Origin of the sequence: Streptococcus mitis SK575 (genome assembly GCF_000257865.1) — a bacterium.
GTDB lineage: Bacteria > Bacillota > Bacilli > Lactobacillales > Streptococcaceae > Streptococcus > Streptococcus mitis_CQ.
This window is the reverse complement of sequence record NZ_AICU01000025.1, coordinates 39,007-56,494: the sequence shown is the minus strand read 5'-3', so window position 1 is coordinate 56,494 and position 17,488 is coordinate 39,007. Positions and strand designations below refer to the sequence as shown.

At 38.8% G+C, this 17,488-nt stretch carries 16 protein-coding genes and 1 pseudogene; 6 read left to right on the top strand and 11 right to left on the bottom strand.

What is annotated here, in order from left to right; translation table 11 throughout:
- Positions 1 to 25: 25 nt before the first annotated feature.
- Together HMPREF1048_RS05155 and HMPREF1048_RS05150 are read right to left on the bottom strand one after the other, a co-directional pair.
- Complete coding sequence (locus HMPREF1048_RS05155) at positions 26 to 2,014, bottom strand: ABC transporter permease (protein WP_000489377.1); 1,989 nt, start codon at positions 2,012 to 2,014, stop codon at positions 26 to 28.
- A gap of 1 nt (position 2,015) precedes the next feature.
- Entirely contained in the window at positions 2,016 to 2,774 is a 759-nt protein-coding gene (locus HMPREF1048_RS05150) for an ABC transporter ATP-binding protein (RefSeq protein ID WP_000173372.1), read from the bottom strand.
- A gap of 427 nt (positions 2,775 to 3,201) precedes the next feature.
- Between HMPREF1048_RS05150 and HMPREF1048_RS05145 the strand changes: the two genes are divergently transcribed.
- Positions 3,202 to 3,399: a hypothetical protein gene (locus HMPREF1048_RS05145; RefSeq protein ID WP_000680771.1), complete on the top strand. Its 198-nt coding sequence runs from the start codon at positions 3,202 to 3,204 to the stop codon at positions 3,397 to 3,399.
- 137 nt (positions 3,400 to 3,536) lie between these two features.
- Here HMPREF1048_RS05145 and HMPREF1048_RS05140 read toward each other — a convergent pair whose 3' ends face one another.
- From HMPREF1048_RS05140 to HMPREF1048_RS05125, 4 genes are all read right to left on the bottom strand, one after another.
- Positions 3,537 to 3,809 carry a PspC domain-containing protein gene (locus HMPREF1048_RS05140; protein WP_001085048.1) on the bottom strand — a complete coding sequence of 91 codons (273 nt, stop codon included), beginning with the start codon at positions 3,807 to 3,809 and terminating at the stop codon, positions 3,537 to 3,539.
- Between the two features lie 58 nt (positions 3,810 to 3,867).
- Positions 3,868 to 4,317, bottom strand: coding sequence for a SprT family protein (locus tag HMPREF1048_RS05135; RefSeq protein WP_004248479.1), 450 nt, complete (start codon positions 4,315 to 4,317; stop codon positions 3,868 to 3,870).
- Positions 4,304 to 6,433 (bottom strand): Tex family protein, encoded by a 2,130-nt coding sequence (locus tag HMPREF1048_RS05130; protein WP_000359158.1) that lies wholly within the window; start codon positions 6,431 to 6,433, stop codon positions 4,304 to 4,306. The genes HMPREF1048_RS05135 and HMPREF1048_RS05130 overlap by 14 nt, the downstream gene beginning before the upstream one ends.
- 116 nt (positions 6,434 to 6,549) lie before the next feature.
- Complete coding sequence (locus HMPREF1048_RS05125) at positions 6,550 to 7,866, bottom strand: DUF1919 domain-containing protein (RefSeq protein ID WP_000442120.1); 1,317 nt, start codon at positions 7,864 to 7,866, stop codon at positions 6,550 to 6,552.
- Between the two features lie 680 nt (positions 7,867 to 8,546).
- Here HMPREF1048_RS05125 and HMPREF1048_RS13570 point away from each other — a divergent pair.
- The 5 genes and pseudogenes from HMPREF1048_RS13570 to HMPREF1048_RS13415 all read left to right on the top strand — a co-directional run bounded on the left by HMPREF1048_RS13570 (position 8,547) and on the right by HMPREF1048_RS13415 (position 11,694).
- Positions 8,547 to 8,678 (top strand): SPJ_0845 family protein, encoded by a 132-nt coding sequence (locus HMPREF1048_RS13570; RefSeq protein ID WP_000268685.1) that lies wholly within the window; start codon positions 8,547 to 8,549, stop codon positions 8,676 to 8,678.
- Positions 8,679 to 9,584: a permease gene (locus HMPREF1048_RS05115; RefSeq protein WP_000123608.1), complete on the top strand. Its 906-nt coding sequence runs from the start codon at positions 8,679 to 8,681 to the stop codon at positions 9,582 to 9,584. It abuts the gene before it with no gap.
- On the top strand, positions 9,581 to 10,396 hold the full coding sequence (locus HMPREF1048_RS05110) for a TIGR03943 family putative permease subunit (protein WP_000617831.1): 816 nt from the start codon (positions 9,581 to 9,583) through the stop codon (positions 10,394 to 10,396). Before HMPREF1048_RS05115 ends, HMPREF1048_RS05110 begins: the two co-directional genes overlap by 4 nt.
- A 252-nt stretch (positions 10,397 to 10,648) precedes the next feature.
- Entirely contained in the window at positions 10,649 to 10,813 is a 165-nt protein-coding gene (locus HMPREF1048_RS13315; RefSeq protein ID WP_004248490.1) for a hypothetical protein, read from the top strand.
- Positions 10,814 to 10,849: 36 nt separating this feature from the next.
- A pseudogene (locus HMPREF1048_RS13415) lies at positions 10,850 to 11,694 on the top strand (IS630 family transposase).
- Between the two features lie 311 nt (positions 11,695 to 12,005).
- On the opposite strand, the gene HMPREF1048_RS05095 reads toward HMPREF1048_RS13415, so the two are convergent.
- The 5 genes from HMPREF1048_RS05095 to HMPREF1048_RS05075 form a co-directional block, all read right to left on the bottom strand.
- Entirely contained in the window at positions 12,006 to 12,263 is a 258-nt protein-coding gene (locus tag HMPREF1048_RS05095; protein WP_000371299.1) for a DUF896 family protein, read from the bottom strand.
- A gap of 42 nt (positions 12,264 to 12,305) precedes the next feature.
- Positions 12,306 to 14,342, bottom strand: coding sequence for a glycine--tRNA ligase subunit beta (gene glyS, locus HMPREF1048_RS05090; RefSeq protein ID WP_000164774.1), 2,037 nt, complete (start codon positions 14,340 to 14,342; stop codon positions 12,306 to 12,308).
- 259 nt (positions 14,343 to 14,601) lie between these two features.
- A complete protein-coding gene (gene glyQ / locus HMPREF1048_RS05085) occupies positions 14,602 to 15,519 on the bottom strand; it encodes a glycine--tRNA ligase subunit alpha (RefSeq protein ID WP_000038733.1) in 918 nt (305 codons plus the stop codon).
- An 18-nt stretch (positions 15,520 to 15,537) separates the two neighbouring features.
- The gene (locus HMPREF1048_RS05080; RefSeq protein WP_000794054.1) at positions 15,538 to 16,299 is read right to left on the bottom strand and encodes a hypothetical protein; all 762 of its coding nucleotides are present in this window, start codon (positions 16,297 to 16,299) and stop codon (positions 15,538 to 15,540) included.
- A gap of 272 nt (positions 16,300 to 16,571) precedes the next feature.
- Entirely contained in the window at positions 16,572 to 17,414 is an 843-nt protein-coding gene (locus HMPREF1048_RS05075; RefSeq protein ID WP_000844559.1) for an aldo/keto reductase, read from the bottom strand.
- Positions 17,415 to 17,488: the final 74 nt, after the last annotated feature.

Below are 17,488 nucleotides of genomic sequence, written 5' to 3'. Positions count from 1 at the left end.
ATTTTGAAGTCGAGGTATCTTTTTTTTACATTTGGACAATCTTGCGATAACTTCTTGAAGTAATCATGAAAATCAGCACATAGGCGATGAGGAAGATAGCGCAGATAGACAAGGTCACAATCAACATCATATTCGTATCTATTACACCAATCACTTTTAAAATCAGACTAAGCATATGGTAGGCAAAGGCTAGGTGTATGAAGGCAAAGAGCAAAGGAAGGAAGAAAACAGTTAAAACCTGTTTGTTAATGGTTTGCTTGATTTGCTTTTGATCTAAACCAACTTTCTGCAAGATAATAAAGCGCTCACGGTCTTCATAGCCTTCAGAAATTTGTTTGTAATAGATGACCAGAACGGTTCCGACCATAAAGATAATGGATAGGAAAATACCGATAAAGAAGACACCACCAAAGAGGGCACTCATTTGAGCACTAGCATCTGCTAGATTGCTACCATACACATAGCTACCTTCAGTGTTTAATTGAGCATTAAACTTTTGTAAGTATTTTTCATATTCTTCAGCGACTTTGAGTTGTTCTTCTTCACTGATATTTACATTTATACCACCGTAAAGCTGATTATAGATAGCCGAATCTGGAAATTGGTCTAAAAATGCTTGTAAATCAGGTACAACAAGGTAATTGTAATCAGTAGTAAAAATATTAAACTGATTTGGGACATGGTTCACAATAAAATCTGTATTAAATTCTTCTTTTACAGAAAATTGATGGTTATTTAGAGTTAGAGCTTTCTGTCCTTTCAGTCCATCATTCTTAGCGAAGAGGCCTACCTCATTGCCTGATAGAGAAAGCTTCTGACCAGTCATATTTTCATAGTCTTTTTGGTCAAATACCATGAAGACTGTTTTAGGTTGGACACGGTTTTGTCCTTTTTCAAAAATGGTTAACTTGGTTCCTTCTTGATTTGCAATACCAAAGTTACTGTAACGAAGCACTTCTTTCTCTTTGACACTATAACCTTTGTCACTTGCAAACTGGCCCAAGAGTTTGTCCAAATCTTCTTTTTCAACATTTTGTCCAGTAATCCCAAAGTCATGCGGATTCATCACTTTTTTAAAGGATTCTGAGGCATTGAAAATACTTGTCGCGGCTGACATGGTTACCAAAACCATTGTTGACAAGATAGCGATTGTTGCTAGTCCAACCGCATTTTTCTTCATACGGAAAATCAAGTTGGAAACAGAGATGAGGTTATTAGGTTGGTAATAGTATTTCTTGTTTTTCTTCAAGATTTGAAGGAAAACGGTAATACCTGCATTAAACAAGAGATAGGTGCCAAAGATAACCAGTAAAACAGCTAGGAAGAAAGTTGTTAAAGCTGTAAGAGGATCTTTTACCGTAAGGGCAAGATAGTAGCCAATCCCTAAACTTATGGAACCAAGAATAGTTTGGAGAGGTAGGAAACGACCTCTTTTCTCTCCACTTGCTTTCTCACGCGAGAGCTGGAGGGCATTCATACGGGCAATTCGAAGGGCATTCAGGAACATGAGTCCTAGGAAAATCAATCCAAAGACAACAAGTACTGCAATGACAACATTCATTTGGAAGGTAGCGACCAGCTCAACCTTCAATTTCATCAGTTTGAGCAAGAAAGCGAAAATTAACTTGTCAAACAATGCTCCAATACCGATACCCGCTCCAACAGTTAGAATCCCAAATAGCACTAACTCTTTAAAGGTCATACTGATTAGGTGGCGCTTCTCCAAGCCCAACATGCCATAAATTCCCAGTTCCTTGGAACGGTTTTTCATAACAAAACTATTGGCATAGAGTACGATTATGGCTGACGCAAGGGTGACGACAAACATACCAAATCCAAGAGTAGCTTGAATGGTGGATCCTCCACGAATTTCCGCAATCTTAGGATTAAAGGTTAGAGAGTAAAAGAGATAGGTGACAGTGACTGCCAAGAGAACAGCCAGCGCAAAAGGATAGTAGAGTTTGCGGTTTTTAATCAAGTTCGATACCGCTAACTTATTGGTTAATCGAAACATACTAATTCACCTCGCTTGCCATGACAGTCAAGGTATCAGAGATTTCTTGGAACATCTGACGTTCTGTCTTCTCTCCACGGTAGATTTGGTTGTAAAGAATGCCGTCTTTGATAAAGAGTACACGTTTAGCTCTGCTAGCTGCTGCTGTTGAGTGGGTTACCATAAGAATGGTTTGGCCACGCTCATTGATTTCATCAAAAACATCAAGAAGAGCTGCAGATGATTTGGAGTCAAGGGCGCCTGTTGGCTCATCCGCAAGGAGAATTTCAGGTTCTGTGATGATGGCGCGGGCTACTGCTACACGCTGTTTCTGACCACCAGAAATCTCGTAAGGATACTTCTCTTGTAATTGGTTGATGCCTAGATTCTCAGCTGTCACCACCAATTTCTTCATCATCTCTGTAATGGGCCTTCTTGACAAGACAAGCGGAAGCAAGATATTGTCCTTAACAGACAGAGTATCTAGCAAGTTAAAGTCTTGGAAGACAAATCCTAGCTTTTCACGACGGAAGCTAGAAGCCTGTGAATTTTTAATGGTTGCTGTATCAGTTCCATTCAAGTAAACCTGGCCACGAGTTGGTTTATCCAGCATAGCTAGGATATTGAGAAGAGTTGATTTACCAGAACCAGACTCACCCATGATAGCAACGTAGTCACCCTTTTCTACGGTAAAGTGAATATCCTTGAGGGCCTCTACTTGATTGCCCTGAAAACGAGTTTTATAAATTTTTTGAACGTGTTTTACATCTAAAAGTGTCATGAGAATCTCCTTTCTTAATATCCCATCAAATGAAATGTTGCTTGCATCATAGCGCATCCCAGCTGAACACGCTCGATATCTTTGTGGCTTGGTTTTCTTGTTTTCTTCTGTAAGATTTGTTTCATGATGTTACTCCTTTGTTCTTTATGAGTCTAGTTTACATCAAAAAAAGACCGCTTGCCATAACCTAACCTTACAAAAGAGACTTTAATCTTACATTTTTGTAAGATTGGGGGAAATGTAAGCAAAATTACTTAGAAAATGATTTGATTTCCTATTTTTAAAGTTGTAAAATATAAGTGCGAAAAGGCTTACTTTGGAAAGGAGGAAGCGGGAACTAACATTTGAGTAAGCTTACCTAGATAATATACCATTAAATTGAACACTTGCAAGTCGTTCTACCTATAAGGAAAGAAGGTGCGCTTTAATGAAACACAAAGAACATATACTCATCGGACTTCTCTATCTCCTCTCTCCATTCATCGGTCAGCTCTTAGTTGAAAAGACATACTTTATCGGTACAAGAATTACAGCTACTGCTTATGCTATTTGCTGGCTATCAGTTGTTATCAGTATCCATCATTTATCAAAAAATGTATTGTCTCAGCATGAAAAATCAGATTAGAAATCTAAGTTCAAAATAATATTTTTAGTTTACAGATGAGACTGGCGAAATATTATTAAAAGTAAAAAAGCTTTAAATCAAGCAGTTTAGACTATTGATTTAAAGCTTTTTGCTTATTCTTAATCTTTTGTAGAACCTCACCAAAACCAGCCTTCATTATCGTCAATGGCTTGGGCTTCTTTGCGTTTACGTGGGCCTGTTCCGTACATTTCTGCTTCGATTTCTTCCTTGGTTGGCATGACAGAAGCTAGGATGATATAGATAATCACGCCAAGTCCAAAGTTTGCGACTGTAAAAATGGCAAACAGAAAACGAACAAGGGTAACATCAAAGTTCCACTTGTCTGACAAACCTGCCAGAACTCCTGAAATCATACGATTTCGTCTCATTTTATAAAATTTACTGTTCATGATATTTCCTCTTTCTGCTAGGTTAGACATAGTATATCACGGGTAGGCTCGGCTTTCATCAGTCCTCAGGCTGATTTATTAGTAGTAATTTACCTCGACAAAGTCCACAGCGATAGCGTTTAGTATCAATCCTTCTCTTGCGATGATACCTTTGCTGGCAGGATTGACAACGATAAAGCTTGATTTGTTTGGAGTTACTATTGGGCAAGGATGGTACAAACCGTAATCCATCCACTGCTTGCAAAAGGTCCTTAAAATCTCGATCCTTGTGTTGATAGCCCTTCCCTTGAAAATAGAGGTGATAATGACAGAGTTCATGGCGGACAATTTTCCTAAAAACATCCAAACCAAGTTCCTGATAAACCTTGGGATTAAAATCCAAATGCCCATCTTTGGGGAAAAATCGCCCACCTGTCGAACGTAGACGACTATTCCACTGGGCATGATGGATAAAAGGTCTGCCGAAGTCTTCTAGTGAAACCTGCTTAACGTAATCAGTTAGATTCATCTGGAGCTAGGAGCGACAGATTGACTTTTTCACGTTCAGTATCGATTTTCTTGACCCAAACTGTTACCAAATCTCCGACTGACACCACTTGGCTGGGATGTTTGATAAATTTGCGACTCATGTGGGAAATATGAATCAAACCGTCCTCGTGAATCCCGATATCAACGAAGGCACCGAAATCAACGACGTTACGCACCACACCTTCTAGCTTCTGGCCGACAACAAGATCCTTGATATCCAGTACATCTTGACGGAGAACTGGAGCATCAAAAGAGTCACGGAAATCTCGACCTGGTTTGAGAAGGTCAGCAATGATATCTTTAAGAGTTTCGGGACCAAGGTCTAGCTCTTGCGCCATATCCTTGATTGAAAGGGACTTAAGCTTATTTTGTGCTTCTTCATTCAGGTCCTTGATATCCAAGCGTTTGAAGAGTTCCTTGACAGCAGCATAATTTTCTGGATGAACTCCTGTATTATCAAGGATATTGCTACTTTCTGGAATACGAAGGAAACCAGCAGCCTGCTCAAAGGCCTTAGCACCCAGACGAGGAACCTTCTTGATTTGAGAACGTGAAGTGATTTTTCCTTCTTCCTCACGGTATTTGACGATATTTTCAGAGATGGTTTTATTGAGTCCAGCTACGTGGGAGAGAAGAGCAGGGCTGGCTGTATTGACATTGACACCAACTTGGTTTACCACGGTATCGACGACAAAGTCCAGACTCTCAGATAGTTTCTTCTGGCTGACATCGTGCTGGTACTGACCGACACCGATTGACTTAGGATCGATTTTGACCAATTCAGCAAGGGGATCTTGCAAACGACGGGCGATTGAGATAGCCGATCGCTTTTCAACGGTCAAGTCTGGAAATTCCTGACGAGCAAGTTCGCTGGCAGAGTAAACCGAAGCGCCACTTTCATTGACGATAACATAGCTGACTTCTGGAAACTCTTTGAGAACTTCCGCCACAAAAGCTTCACTTTCACGACTGGCCGTTCCATTTCCGATAGCAATAATTTCTACACCGTATTGACCAATCAAATCTGCCAAATCTTTCTTGGCTTCTTCGATTTGACGAGCAGAGGCTGGTTTGACAGGATAAATAACCTGTGTCGTCAGCATTTTTCCTGTTGCATCAACAACGGCTAGCTTGGCACCTGTACGAAAGGCTGGGTCAAATCCAAGAACCACGCGCCCTTTCAGCGGAGCAACCAAGAGTAGATTGCGCAGGTTGTCAGAAAAGAGTTGAATAGCTCCCACTTCTGCCTTTTCAGTTAATTCTGTACGAATACGGCGCTCGATAGCAGGCAAGACTTTTTTCTTAACAGATTGCTGAACAACTTCATCAATATAGGCATTTTTTACCTTGAAACGAGCAGCAAAGAAGGCAAGAATACGGTCCGTTGCATTTTCAAAACCGACCTTCAAGACACCCAGCTTCTCCCCACGATTGAGCGCCAAGGTACGATAGCCTTGCATAGTTCCAACTGTCTCTGAGAAATCATAATAAATCTGAAAAACCTGCTTTTCATCAAGACTTTCATCCTTAACTTGGGAAGTGAGTTTAGAGTGTCTCAGCACTTCCTGATAAGTCATGGAACGCAAGGTCACATCTTCCGATAAGGCTTCGACTAAGATATCAACTGCACCAGCCAAAGCTTCCTTCCCTGTCGCAAATCCTTCACAGACAAACTTCTCAGCTTCTTTCTCTAAGTCAGCTACATTCTGCAAGATTAAGCGAGCAAGAGGAAAGAGTCCAGCTTCACGAGCAATGGTTGCCTTAGTTCGACGTTTTTCCTTGTATGGAAGGTAGAGTTCTTCAACGTCTGCTAATTTTTCGGCAGCTAAGATAGCTTCTTCCAATTCCTTGGTCAACTTGCCTTGTTCTTGAATCTTAACCAAGACAGCTTCCTTACGGTCGTTGAGGTTAGTCAGGCTTTTATCCAAGTCGATAATAGCCTTAATTGCAACCTCATCCAAACTACCAGTCATGTCCTTGCGATAACGCGCGATAAAGGGGATTGTCGCCCCTTCTGCTGTCAAACTTAGAACGGTATCAATTTGCTTTAACGTCACTCCCAAATCCTGGGAGATTTTTTCATATTTTTTATCCATGAATCTATTATACCATAAGCTAAACGTTTCAAATTATCTCTTACAGTATTTAAAAACAATATGTGGAGAATAAATTTGCTTCATCTTAATATTCTATGGTACAAATAACGTATTATTTATATAGCATTGCCGCCTTTTTTTAACCAATCCATAACATCAAAAGTATTTAATGGATCTGGCATAATAGCTAGTTCTGAAAGATGTTCCTGACCTGGAATAACACATTGACTTTTCAAATTTTTATATGGACGATTGACTAAAATTAATTTGTTAGAATAGGGAAGATTATCCATCTTACTTAGAATTTCTTCACTAGCTGAATCTTTATTGTCAAATTTAAAATATAGATTATCCCAATTTATGCGTTTTTTTCTTTTTTCCCACTTAGTCCGTGCTTCTTCAATACTAGAATAATGTAAAAAGTGAATATCTATATCTCCTAAGTGCCCTAAAGGATAAACTTCATGAGTCCAGCTCGGTGAAATAAGTTCCTCTTCGAAAACAAGTTCTTGTTCCATATAATAACGAAAGTCCTTTGTAAGTTTATAATAATCATCAGGAAGAATAAATAAACCAACAAAAGGTGTTCTATATTGAAAACCAAGTTGTTTATAAATTAATCCTCCAACACAATTATTACTTATAATCGTAAAATCTAATCTATCAAGGTCAAGAAAAGGGAAAATTCCTTTCTCTGCAGCTATCAACTTATGATAAACAATTTCAGAATCTAAATGTTCACCATCATTTTTTAACCAAGCACTAAAATTTGCTAATTCTTGAATATACTGTTTTTTCGCTCTTTCTATATCATAGTTTTCTAAGACAGAGCAATCTTTGATTCTATTTTCATAATTTTCTAATATGATTTTGTAGGAGTCTTTTAGAGGTTTAGCATCTACAACAGGTTTATAGATATATGTCGGGAAATTAATATAGGTTGCAGTTTTAGAGTGAATATAAAGTCTCCAAATAAGGTTGTTTTTATCAAATTGATTTATTTTTCGTAAAAGCTTACTATTGAATAATTTTCCGAATAATGAGCAATATTGTTTTCTAATTCGATGATCTGTATCATCCATCTTTTGTAAAACTTGATAGTTCGTTAAGTTTTCTGTTAACCAATTATCCCCCCAAGGATAAAAGTAAAATACTCCATCAACCAAATCAGCAAAATTACCAAGAACCACATCAGAATCGGATAATCTTATCGCATGATACATCTTTTCAAATGTCCAATCAAATAATGAATCATTTGAAGATAGAAACGTAATATAATCTCCTGTAATCATATCAGACAACTCAGCAAAAGAATTCTCATCTATAATCTTAATATTAAATGATAGATCCATCTGTTGGCTAATGGAAACTATTTCCTCTGTAGATTGATTTACAATAATAACCTCTATATCTTTTAATGTTTGTCTTTCCACTATTGACAAAGACTCTAATAAACTATTTCTGTCTCCTTGTTGTAACAAAACAACACTAATTGAGTAAGTCAATTTGACTACCTCCCATAATTTTCTGCTAATGATTTTCTTTTTATTTTAATAAAAGCACAAAAAATTTGATGTTTACAAATGCTTGCCGTTGCTTGTTGATAGTTTATTTTCATAATTATCTTTGCCCGTATCATTGAGAAGGTTGCAATTTAATTCTAATAGTTTACAAAAGGATCAGTGATTAATTGCACTGTTTTTATTTTTGACAAAACGCTTTATAAAGCTATTTGTTGAAGTTAACGAATCAATTTTCAGTGCAAATAAAAAACCGCAAGCCTGAGCCTGCGGTGGGGATAATCTTTTTTGAAATTTTCAAACAAAAAAGGAGCATTTAAGCCCCTCCTTTGAAATAACAGACATTTGGCTGGTCGGTGTACCCAGCATCTCAGATACCTTTTTCAAGGTGCGGCAGGAACCTTTCTGCCCTCAAATGTCTTCCGTTAACGTTATTCTAGCACTATCTACTTTTTTTGTCAAACTTTCTCAATCTACCAGACTTAATCAGGATATATCAAGCTCTATTATTCGTTAGATACTCAATTTTAACTTTTCCCTTTTCCTTAAAATAATAGTATAATAGAGGTAGAATTTAGAATCGAGGTACACCTATGGCTGTAAAATTTACAAAACGAGACGACTTGGACAAGATGTTTGAAGAGTTTGCGAAACTCCCTGATTTGAAACAAGTCACTTTCCCTGATGACAAAGAGAAAAAAGCCAAAGCAGAAAAGAAAAACTAGATGACTGCTTTCCAACAACTCCCGTCTAGTGTGCTTCAGACTGGGGCTATTTTTCTCTCTATAATCATTGAAGCCCTACCCTTCGTTCTGATAGGAAGTATTGTTTCAGGACTGATTGAGGTTTATATCACACCTGATAAGGTTTATCATTTTCTCCCTCGAAATCGTTGGGGGAGAATCTTTTTTGGGACCTTCGTTGGGATACTTTTCCCTTCTTGCGAATGTGGGATTGTCCCCATTATCAATCGTTTTCTGGAAAAGAAGGTTCCTAGTTACACGGCTGTTCCCTTTCTCGTAACAGCGCCTGTTATCAATCCTATTGTCCTCTTTGCGACCTATTCTGCCTTTGGCAATTCCTTCCATATCGCCCTGTTACGAGCTCTAGGTTCCATTCTTGTAGCTGTAATACTAGGGATTTTTCTAGGATTTTTCTGGCAAGAACCCATTCAAAAAGAAAATCGTCTGTCCTGTCATGAGCATGATTTTTCTCACTTGACTCCTGCAAAAAAAGTTTTTCAGGTCTTTGTGCAAGCCATTGATGAATTTTTTGATACGGGACGTTACTTGGTATTTGGCTGTCTCTTTGCCTCTATAATACAGGTCTACGTTCCGACACGCATTTTGACTTCTATCAGTGCGACCCCTCTTTTTGCCATCCTGCTCTTGATGCTTTTGGCCTTTCTTCTCTCTCTCTGCAGTGAGGCGGATGCCTTTATCGGAGCTTCTCTTCTCTCAAGTTTCGGCTTGGCACCAGTTCTGGCCTTTCTCGTCATTGGCCCAATGCTGGATATCAAAAATATTCTCATGATGAAAAATTACTTGAAAGCACGATTTATCAGTCACTTCATTACGATTGTGACACTCGTTGTCTTAGTCTATTCTCTCTTGATTGGAGTCATCATATGATTCGATTTTTAGTTTTAGCTGGCTATTTTGAATTGACCATCTATCTCCATCTGTCGGGCAAGTTAAACCAGTACATCAATATGCACTATTCCTATCTGGCCTATATTTCCATGGTACTTTCCTTTATCTTGGCTATTGTTCAATTGTATATCTGGATGAAGAAAGTCAAAACCCACAGTCATCTGAACAGCCGATTAGCGAAGGTTACTAGTGTTGCTCTTCTGGCTATTCCTATTGTCGTCGGTTTAACTTTTCCAACTGTTAGCTTGGATTCTCAGACCGTTTCAGCCAAAGGCTATCATTTCCCCTTATCAGAAGGCACGGATCAAGCCATTCAGACAAGCGAAGGGACGACAAGCCAATATTTGAAACCAGATACCAGTTCTTATTTTTCAAAATCAGCCTATGAAAAGGAAATGCGAACAGCGGCTGATAAATACTTGTCCCAAGATAGTATTCAGATCACGAATGAAAACTATATGGAAGTCATGGAGGCTATCTACGACTATCCTGATGAATTTGAGGGTAAGACAGTCCAGTTCACAGGCTTTGTCTATAACGACCCCAGTCATGCCAATAGTCAATTTCTGTTCCGCTTCGGTATTATTCACTGTATCGCAGATTCTGGTGTCTATGGATTACTGACCAAGGGAAATACCCGTCAATATGAAAACAACACTTGGATTTCAGCCAAAGGAAAACTGGTCAATCACTACCATAAAGAACTCAAACAAAATCTCCCAACCTTGGAAATCGATAGCTTTACCAAAGTCGATAAACCAGAGAATCCCTATGTGTATCGCGTGTTTTAAAAAGCAAACCAAGTTCATAAAAAACTCTAAGCAGGCAGAGCCTGATAACTCATGACAGAAAAAGAAGTTTATCTTATAATTAATGAAGATGAACAATACAAATCCGTGGTGTTTAATAGGGGTTTTCCTAGCCTCTACAAAAAACTGGATGAACAAGAGTCATGAGATAACTCGAATATGCCTTGAGCATGAAAATATCTTACTAGTAGCCTCTTGTTCTATTGTTCAAATAGTTAACAGGAGGTTTTTATAATGGAAGTCATGATTGAAACGTGTTGTGGTATTGATGTCCACCAAAAATCCATTGTTTGTTGTATTCTAGATGGTCCACTAGATACTAATAAGCCAAAGAAAATTCAGAAGAAATTTGGTACAACTACTGTAGCTCTTCACAATGCCTTAGATTGGATGGTATAGTTGCTTAGTTTAAAATAAGCATCTTATAATAAAGCTATGGCATATAGTACAAATTTTAAACAAGGATCATTAGATTACATCAAAGAAGAGCACAGCCATGTCGAGGCAGCCAAAGTTTTTGATGTTGGCGTCAGAACTCTCTTCACGTGTGAAAAGAAAGACGTGAGCAAGGACACTTAAAGCGGAAAAAGTGAGTTGTCAAAAAGCGAAAGATTCCTTTAGAGGAATTAAAACTTTTGTAGAGGCTCATCCAGACGCTTTTTTACGGGAAATTGCGGCACATTTTGATTGTGTTGTTCCTTCAGTATGGGCAGCTTTAAAGTAGATTAAGGTCACTTTAAAAAAGGACGACTAGCTTTAAGGAACAAGATCCAGAGAAAGTCGCTGAATTTCTTGATATTTTGGATAACCTAAAAGATTTACCAGTCATATATATTGACGAAACGGGAATCGACCGCTACCTCTATCGTCCCTATGCACGGGCTCCTAGAGGGAAGAAAGTCTATGAAAAGATTAGCGGACGCCGTTTTGAGCGAACTTCAATTGTTTCAGGACAAGTAGACGGAGAGTTTATAGCTCCCATGATTTACAAGGAAAGTATGACGAGCGATTTCTTTGTGGAGCGGTTCAAAACGCAACTCCTGCCTGCTTTGAAGACACTTCATGTCATTGTTATGGACAATGCTAGTTTTCATCCCAAGCATATCTTGGATGAACTGTGCATCCAAGATAGATACTTTTTCTTACCTCTACAGCCTTATTCCCCAAATTTGAATCCTATTGAGCAAGCTTGGGCTATCTTGAAAAAGAAAGTGACGGATTTATTAAGGGAAGTTCCCAATATTTTCAAATATTTAGAGCGCTTTTTTAAAACTAAATGACTATAATACGAGGGATTTGATGATTTTTCTTGACGATAGAAGACTCAGCTGCCATCATTTTAGAGCATATATTTATAATGGATTGAATCTAGAATAGTACACAACTAATTCTAAAACCTATATAGAAATTAATTTGAATTCACTAATCTCTTTGTTCGTATCCTATTTCAATTCACTATATAACTCAATTTCATAATAAAACACCTCAAAAGTTAGATTTTCTAGCTCTAACTTTTGAGGTGCAGCTCATTTATGTATGATAGTCTTGTGATTATTATTTCACCTATCTTTTTTAAAAGAAAGAATACTTATTATGAATTTGGATCATCGAGACTACGGCCATGTAAACCTTTTTCACGTTGGACTTGACGTAGTTTTTCTGGTGTAACATCGTTTCCTTCTTCATCCACAATTTTGATCCCTTCAATGTGGTGACGAACAGTGCGACGATAACCTTCGATGTACTCCTCACGTAGTTTGGCTTGTTCTACTTTTTCTTCTGGGGTCAAGCCTTCTGTTTTTTTCTTTTTGGCAAGCTCGTTAATACGATCAATTTTTTTAGGATCCATGTTTCTCTCCTTTATGATAAGATTTAATCCGTTTAACAGATTTTATTTGGTATTGATTTGGTTAAAACGTGCAAGTTTAGCTGCTTTTTGAGTTAATTGCGACAAGATTGCCAAACGATTTTGACGGATTGCTTCATTTTCATCCATAACCATGGTATTCTCAAAGAATGCATCAATGACTGGGCTAAGAGTAAAGAGTTGTTTCAATTGCTGACTGGCAGTCCCTGACAAAACGAGTGATTCTACAGCTTCTGCCAATGCTTTCTCTTCTTCATTCTCAAAGAGAGCTGAATCAACTGTAGCTACTCCTTCTGCCTTCTCAGCCAAGTTAAAGGCACGAGAAAGTGATTCAACAGATGGTTTGAAGTCTTCTTCCTTGCTTGCTTCTACGAGAGCACTTGCTGCTTCCAACATATCCGCCACAACAAAGTTTGAACCTGCAAGAACGGCTTCCTTGATATCTTTTGGAGTAGATCCCATCATCTTATCAACACGAGCCTTGATAAAGTTCATAACTTCTGCTTTATTTTCATAAGTCAAGCTGTCAAATGTCAAAGCATAAAGGCTATCAATCAACTCATCCATAGCAATGTGCCAACCAAAGGCATCCAAGATACGAACCACACCTTGCGTCGCACGACGAAGGGCATAAGGGTCATTAGAACCTGATGGAATCAAGCCTACTGAGAAGAAACTCAAAATCGTATCCAATTTGTCTGCAATAGCTAGAATGGCTCCAACCTTGCTCTCTGGAAGTTCTCCTTCAGCTGATGTAGGCATGTAGTGTTCACGAATAGCAGCTGCCACTGCTGGAGTTTCCCCAGCAAGAAGGGCATATTTCTCACCCATAATTCCTTGGAGCTCGTCAAATTCGCCAACCATACCTGTCAACAAGTCAAACTTGTAAATGGCTGCTGCACGTGCTAGGTCAATCGTTTCATCCGCTGACAAGCCTGCTTTTTCTGCCAAGAGAATAGCAATCTGACCAGTACGAATCATGTGTTCACGAAGGGAACCAATTTTCTCATGGAAAGTCACATTGTTTAATTTTTCAACAAGATCTGAAATGACCAATTTTTGATCTTCACGCCAGAAGAATTCACCATCTTCCAAACGAGCTACCAAAACTTTTTCATTTCCTTTGATGACATTTTCCAAATGCTCTGCGTTTCCGTTACGAACAGAAATGAAGTTTGGTAAGAGCTTACCATCTTGATCACGGACAACAAAGTACCGTTGGTGTTCCGTCATCGAAGTCACCAAAACTTCTTCTGGAACCTCAAGGTATTTGGCATCAAAACTTCCCATAAAGGCAGTTGGGTATTCAACCAAGTTCAAGACTTCATTAAGCAAATCAGCATCAATTTCGATACGTACACCATGTTCAGCTTCGATTGCTTTGATTTGGTCAACAATCATTTGCTCACGTTCACGTGGATCTGCGATTACAAACTGCTTACGAAGGTCTTCTTCATAGCTCAATGCTGACTGAATCTTGGTTTCTTTCCCCAAGAAACGATGACCACGGCTCACACGACCTCCCTTTATATCAAGGAAATCCAAATCAAACTCTTCTTCATCTAAAAGAACAGTTAATGTGTGAACAGGACGAATGTATTCAAAGCTATTTCCAGCCCAGTGCATGCTGACAGGGAAAGTCAATGACTTCAAAACATCTACAACACCTGGAACAATTGCTTCAACTGCTTGACCAATTTCTTCCTTAGTGACATAGACATATTCTTCACCCTTGATTTCACGGAATTCGATATCTTCAACAGTCAAGCCTTTTCCACGGACGAAGCCTTGAGCTGCTTTGGTGAAGTTCCCATCACTATCCAAGGCAATTTTCTTTGCTGGACCCTTGAAATCTTCAGTCAAATCAGCCTGTTTGTCTGCTAGACCAGTCACACGAACAGCCAAACGACGTGGTGTTGAGAAGGTTTGAACGGCTTCAAAAGACAGGCGGTTTTCCTTGAGGAAAGCTGCCATTTTTTCGCCTAGTTGTTTTTCACTTGGTGTGACAACATAGGCTGGTAATTCTTCAAGACCGAGTTCTACTAATAAGTTTTTTGTCATGTTTTTTCCTTTACATTTTCTTCAATCTTTTTTGATATGCATCTTAGGTACTGGGGACGTAGCTAACCAACTTTGTGAGTCTGTATGGAAATCTAATGCTAAATTAATCAAGATTTCCAACAGTCTCATCAAAGTGGATTTAGCTGACTGATTTTTGAACCCAAGGATTCAAAAATCCCCACATAACAGTACGGCGGTGCATATCCCTCTAGCAAGTCTTCGACTTGCCTCTAACGATTTTAGAGCACAGTATTACTCACTATTCTGCGTCTTCTGCTAAAAGTTTAGCTCGTGTTGCTTCATCCAAAAGTGGGTAGCCTAGGCGTTTACGTTCTGCGACAAAGGTTTTGGCTACAACACGGGCCAAGTTACGGATACGAGCGATATAGCCTGCGCGCTCTGTTACAGATACAGCACCACGCGCATCAAGCAGGTTAAAGGTATGTGAACATTTGAGAACATAGTCATAGGCAGGGTGAACCAAGCCTTCTTCCAAGGCACGACCAGCTTCTTTTTCAAACTTATCAAAGTTTTCCAGCAACATTTCTTGGTCCGAAATTTCAAACGAATATTTTGAGTGCTCATACTCAGGCTGGATAAAGATTTCTCCGTATTTTACACCATCAGCCCACTCGATATCATAGACAGAGTCTACTTCTTGAATATAAGAGGCCAAACGCTCCAAACCATAGGTAACTTCCGCAGTCACAGGGCCAGTTGCCAATCCACCGACTTGTTGGAAATAAGTGAACTGAGTAATTTCCATCCCGTCAAGCCAAACTTCCCAACCAAGACCAGCTGAACCAGTTGAGGGGTTTTCCCAGTTGTCCTCAACGAAACGAATATCGTGCTCCAAAGGATTGATTCCCAATTTTTCCAAAGACTCAAGGTAAAGCTCTTGGATATTTGATGGAGATGGCTTCATGACCACTTGGAATTGGTGGTGTTGGTAGAGACGGTTAGGGTTTTCCCCGTAACGACCGTCAGCAGGACGACGTGATGGCTCCACATACGCTGCATTCCATGGCTCAGGTCCGATAGCACGAAGGAAAGTGTAAGGACTCATGGTTCCCGCACCTTTTTCATTATCATAAGCCTGCATAAGCATACAACCTTGGTCATTCCAAAATTGTTGCAAAGTCAAAATAATTTCTTGAAATGTTAATTTCTTAGACATTGTTTACTCCTTTAGTTTTTATATTTCTTTTTCAATTAATTTCTGCTGAACAAACCAATTTAACAAAGGAAGAGTTTTATCTGTATTTGCCCATAAATGATAAGAATCGAAGACCGCTTGTACACTACCTAGATTTTCTACCAACTTATCTATTGTCAAAAAACTACGCCAGTATTCGTAAAAAATACTTGCATAGTTCTTATCATAAGTCGAAGAACCAAAATCATTCAATGAATGCCAACCATACTTCTTCTGAAAAAGTTCTACGAGAGATTGATTACAAATTTTTTCCGCTTGAAATTCCTCTTCTGTCAAGAAATACTTGCGACTAATATATTCAACCATCCCCTCTTCGAACCAGATATAAGAGTCATAACCATCAAAATCATCTAAAAAATGCTCCGACCAATGAGCTAACTCATGTCCTACAATCTGTAAGAGGAAATTTTCAGATAAAGAATGATAGTGACTTTCTATTGCTTGAGTTTGCTGAGAACACTCGTAGTCCATCAACTGATACAAATACAACTCTTTCCAAACAGCTAAATCAGGCGTCATAACCATTCGTCTATTATTTGTATAGGCTGGAACAGCACTTTCCCTAATAATCTGTGTAGCAGCATTAAAACTTGACCAAATAACAGCTTGCGGTAAATCACAGACTGCAAGTTCATTCTTTAAAAAAGATTGATAATCTTTCAACTTTTCAGTATTTCTTACTACAAAATCACGAAATGCAGCTAGTTGACTATCGTCTTTTACAAGATAAAGGTTTTTCACGTCTCTCCTTTCTTTCACATAATAGACTGAATAAGCGAAAGAACCGCGTCCGACAATCCTAGGTTGATTTAACCTAGGGGCGTCAAAAACGCGGTTCCACCCTAATTTATTACTTCATTGTTTTTGAAAATACTACAGAAAGCGCCAGCTCTTTATTTTGTCCTACTTGGCTCCCACTATCCCAAGCTCGCTTGAAGAACGCCATAAGACTTTCTTTCCTGCTAACTATTATAGCAAAAATTAGAACAATGTACAATTCTTTTTATGATTTTCTAGAAATCCATATCATCAACTCGTGGAGCACCAGACTGAACAGCAATTGTTTTTAAAGTTTCTCTCTCCTCATGACTCAGTTCAATTCCAAAGCAATCAAGATTAGCCTGAATACGAGACGCTGTGACAGATTTCGGAAGCGGTAAAAATCCTTCTGCCAAGCTCCAGGCCAAGGCTATCTGAGCAACAGACTTTCCATGATTTGCTGCGATTTCTTGCACTTGCTTGCTATCAAACAGTTCTCCCTGACCAAAAGGTCCCCAAGCTTCCAATAAAATTCCTTTTTCTCTACAGTAAGCTACAACTTCCTCTTGATACACACCTGGCGCCAAGCGAATTTGATTGACCGCTGGAAGAATTTTTGCTGTTTCAAGCAAGGCATCCAAATGATGGGGAAGGAAATTACTAACTCCAATAGCACGGATTTTGCCTTCTTGATAGAGGTCTTCCATCGCTCTCCAAACTTCTGCATTTCGGATTTTCCATTGGTCATTTTCTCTGAGCGGTTTTGGATTTGGCCAATGAATCAAATACAAATCCAAATAATCCAAGCCCAACTTCGCTAAAGACTCTTCAAAAGCTTGACGAGCTTGCTCATAGTTGTGATTTGTATTCCAAAGTTTACTTGTTACAAAAATTTCCTCCCTCGGAATACCACTATCTTGAATAGCACGTCCAACGCTTTCTTCATTTTTATAAATCGCTGCCGTATCGATATGGCGATAGCCTGCCTTTAAAGCCTCTAGGACAGCTTGATAGGCAATCTCTCCATTTTCAGCTTTCCAGGTTCCAAATCCTATAACTGGAATTGGAACGGCATTATTTAAAGTGTAAGATTTCATTATTTTTCCTTTCTATGAGAAGAAAATCCAAAGAAACAAATTCTCAAAGAAAACTTATCTCTTTAGATTTTGTG

Excerpts from the sequence above, each read along its gene's own strand:
- HMPREF1048_RS05155 (WP_000489377.1), bottom strand. The coding sequence starts at position 2,014 with ATGTTTCGATTAACCAATAAGTTAGCGGTATCGAACTTGATTAAAAAC.
- HMPREF1048_RS05150 (WP_000173372.1), bottom strand. The coding sequence starts at position 2,774 with ATGACACTTTTAGATGTAAAACACGTTCAAAAAATTTATAAAACTCGT.
- HMPREF1048_RS05145 (WP_000680771.1), top strand. The coding sequence starts at position 3,202 with ATGAAACACAAAGAACATATACTCATCGGACTTCTCTATCTCCTCTCT.
- HMPREF1048_RS05140 (WP_001085048.1), bottom strand. The coding sequence starts at position 3,809 with ATGAACAGTAAATTTTATAAAATGAGACGAAATCGTATGATTTCAGGA.
- HMPREF1048_RS05135 (WP_004248479.1), bottom strand. The coding sequence starts at position 4,317 with ATGAATCTAACTGATTACGTTAAGCAGGTTTCACTAGAAGACTTCGGC.
- HMPREF1048_RS05130 (WP_000359158.1), bottom strand. The coding sequence starts at position 6,433 with ATGGATAAAAAATATGAAAAAATCTCCCAGGATTTGGGAGTGACGTTA.
- HMPREF1048_RS13570 (WP_000268685.1), top strand. The coding sequence starts at position 8,547 with ATGGCTGTAAAATTTACAAAACGAGACGACTTGGACAAGATGTTTGAA.
- HMPREF1048_RS05115 (WP_000123608.1), top strand. The coding sequence starts at position 8,679 with ATGACTGCTTTCCAACAACTCCCGTCTAGTGTGCTTCAGACTGGGGCT.
- HMPREF1048_RS05110 (WP_000617831.1), top strand. The coding sequence starts at position 9,581 with ATGATTCGATTTTTAGTTTTAGCTGGCTATTTTGAATTGACCATCTAT.
- HMPREF1048_RS13315 (WP_004248490.1), top strand. The coding sequence starts at position 10,649 with ATGGAAGTCATGATTGAAACGTGTTGTGGTATTGATGTCCACCAAAAA.
- HMPREF1048_RS05095 (WP_000371299.1), bottom strand. The coding sequence starts at position 12,263 with ATGGATCCTAAAAAAATTGATCGTATTAACGAGCTTGCCAAAAAGAAA.
- glyS (WP_000164774.1), bottom strand. The coding sequence starts at position 14,342 with ATGACAAAAAACTTATTAGTAGAACTCGGTCTTGAAGAATTACCAGCC.
- glyQ (WP_000038733.1), bottom strand. The coding sequence starts at position 15,519 with ATGTCTAAGAAATTAACATTTCAAGAAATTATTTTGACTTTGCAACAA.
- HMPREF1048_RS05075 (WP_000844559.1), bottom strand. The coding sequence starts at position 17,414 with ATGAAATCTTACACTTTAAATAATGCCGTTCCAATTCCAGTTATAGGA.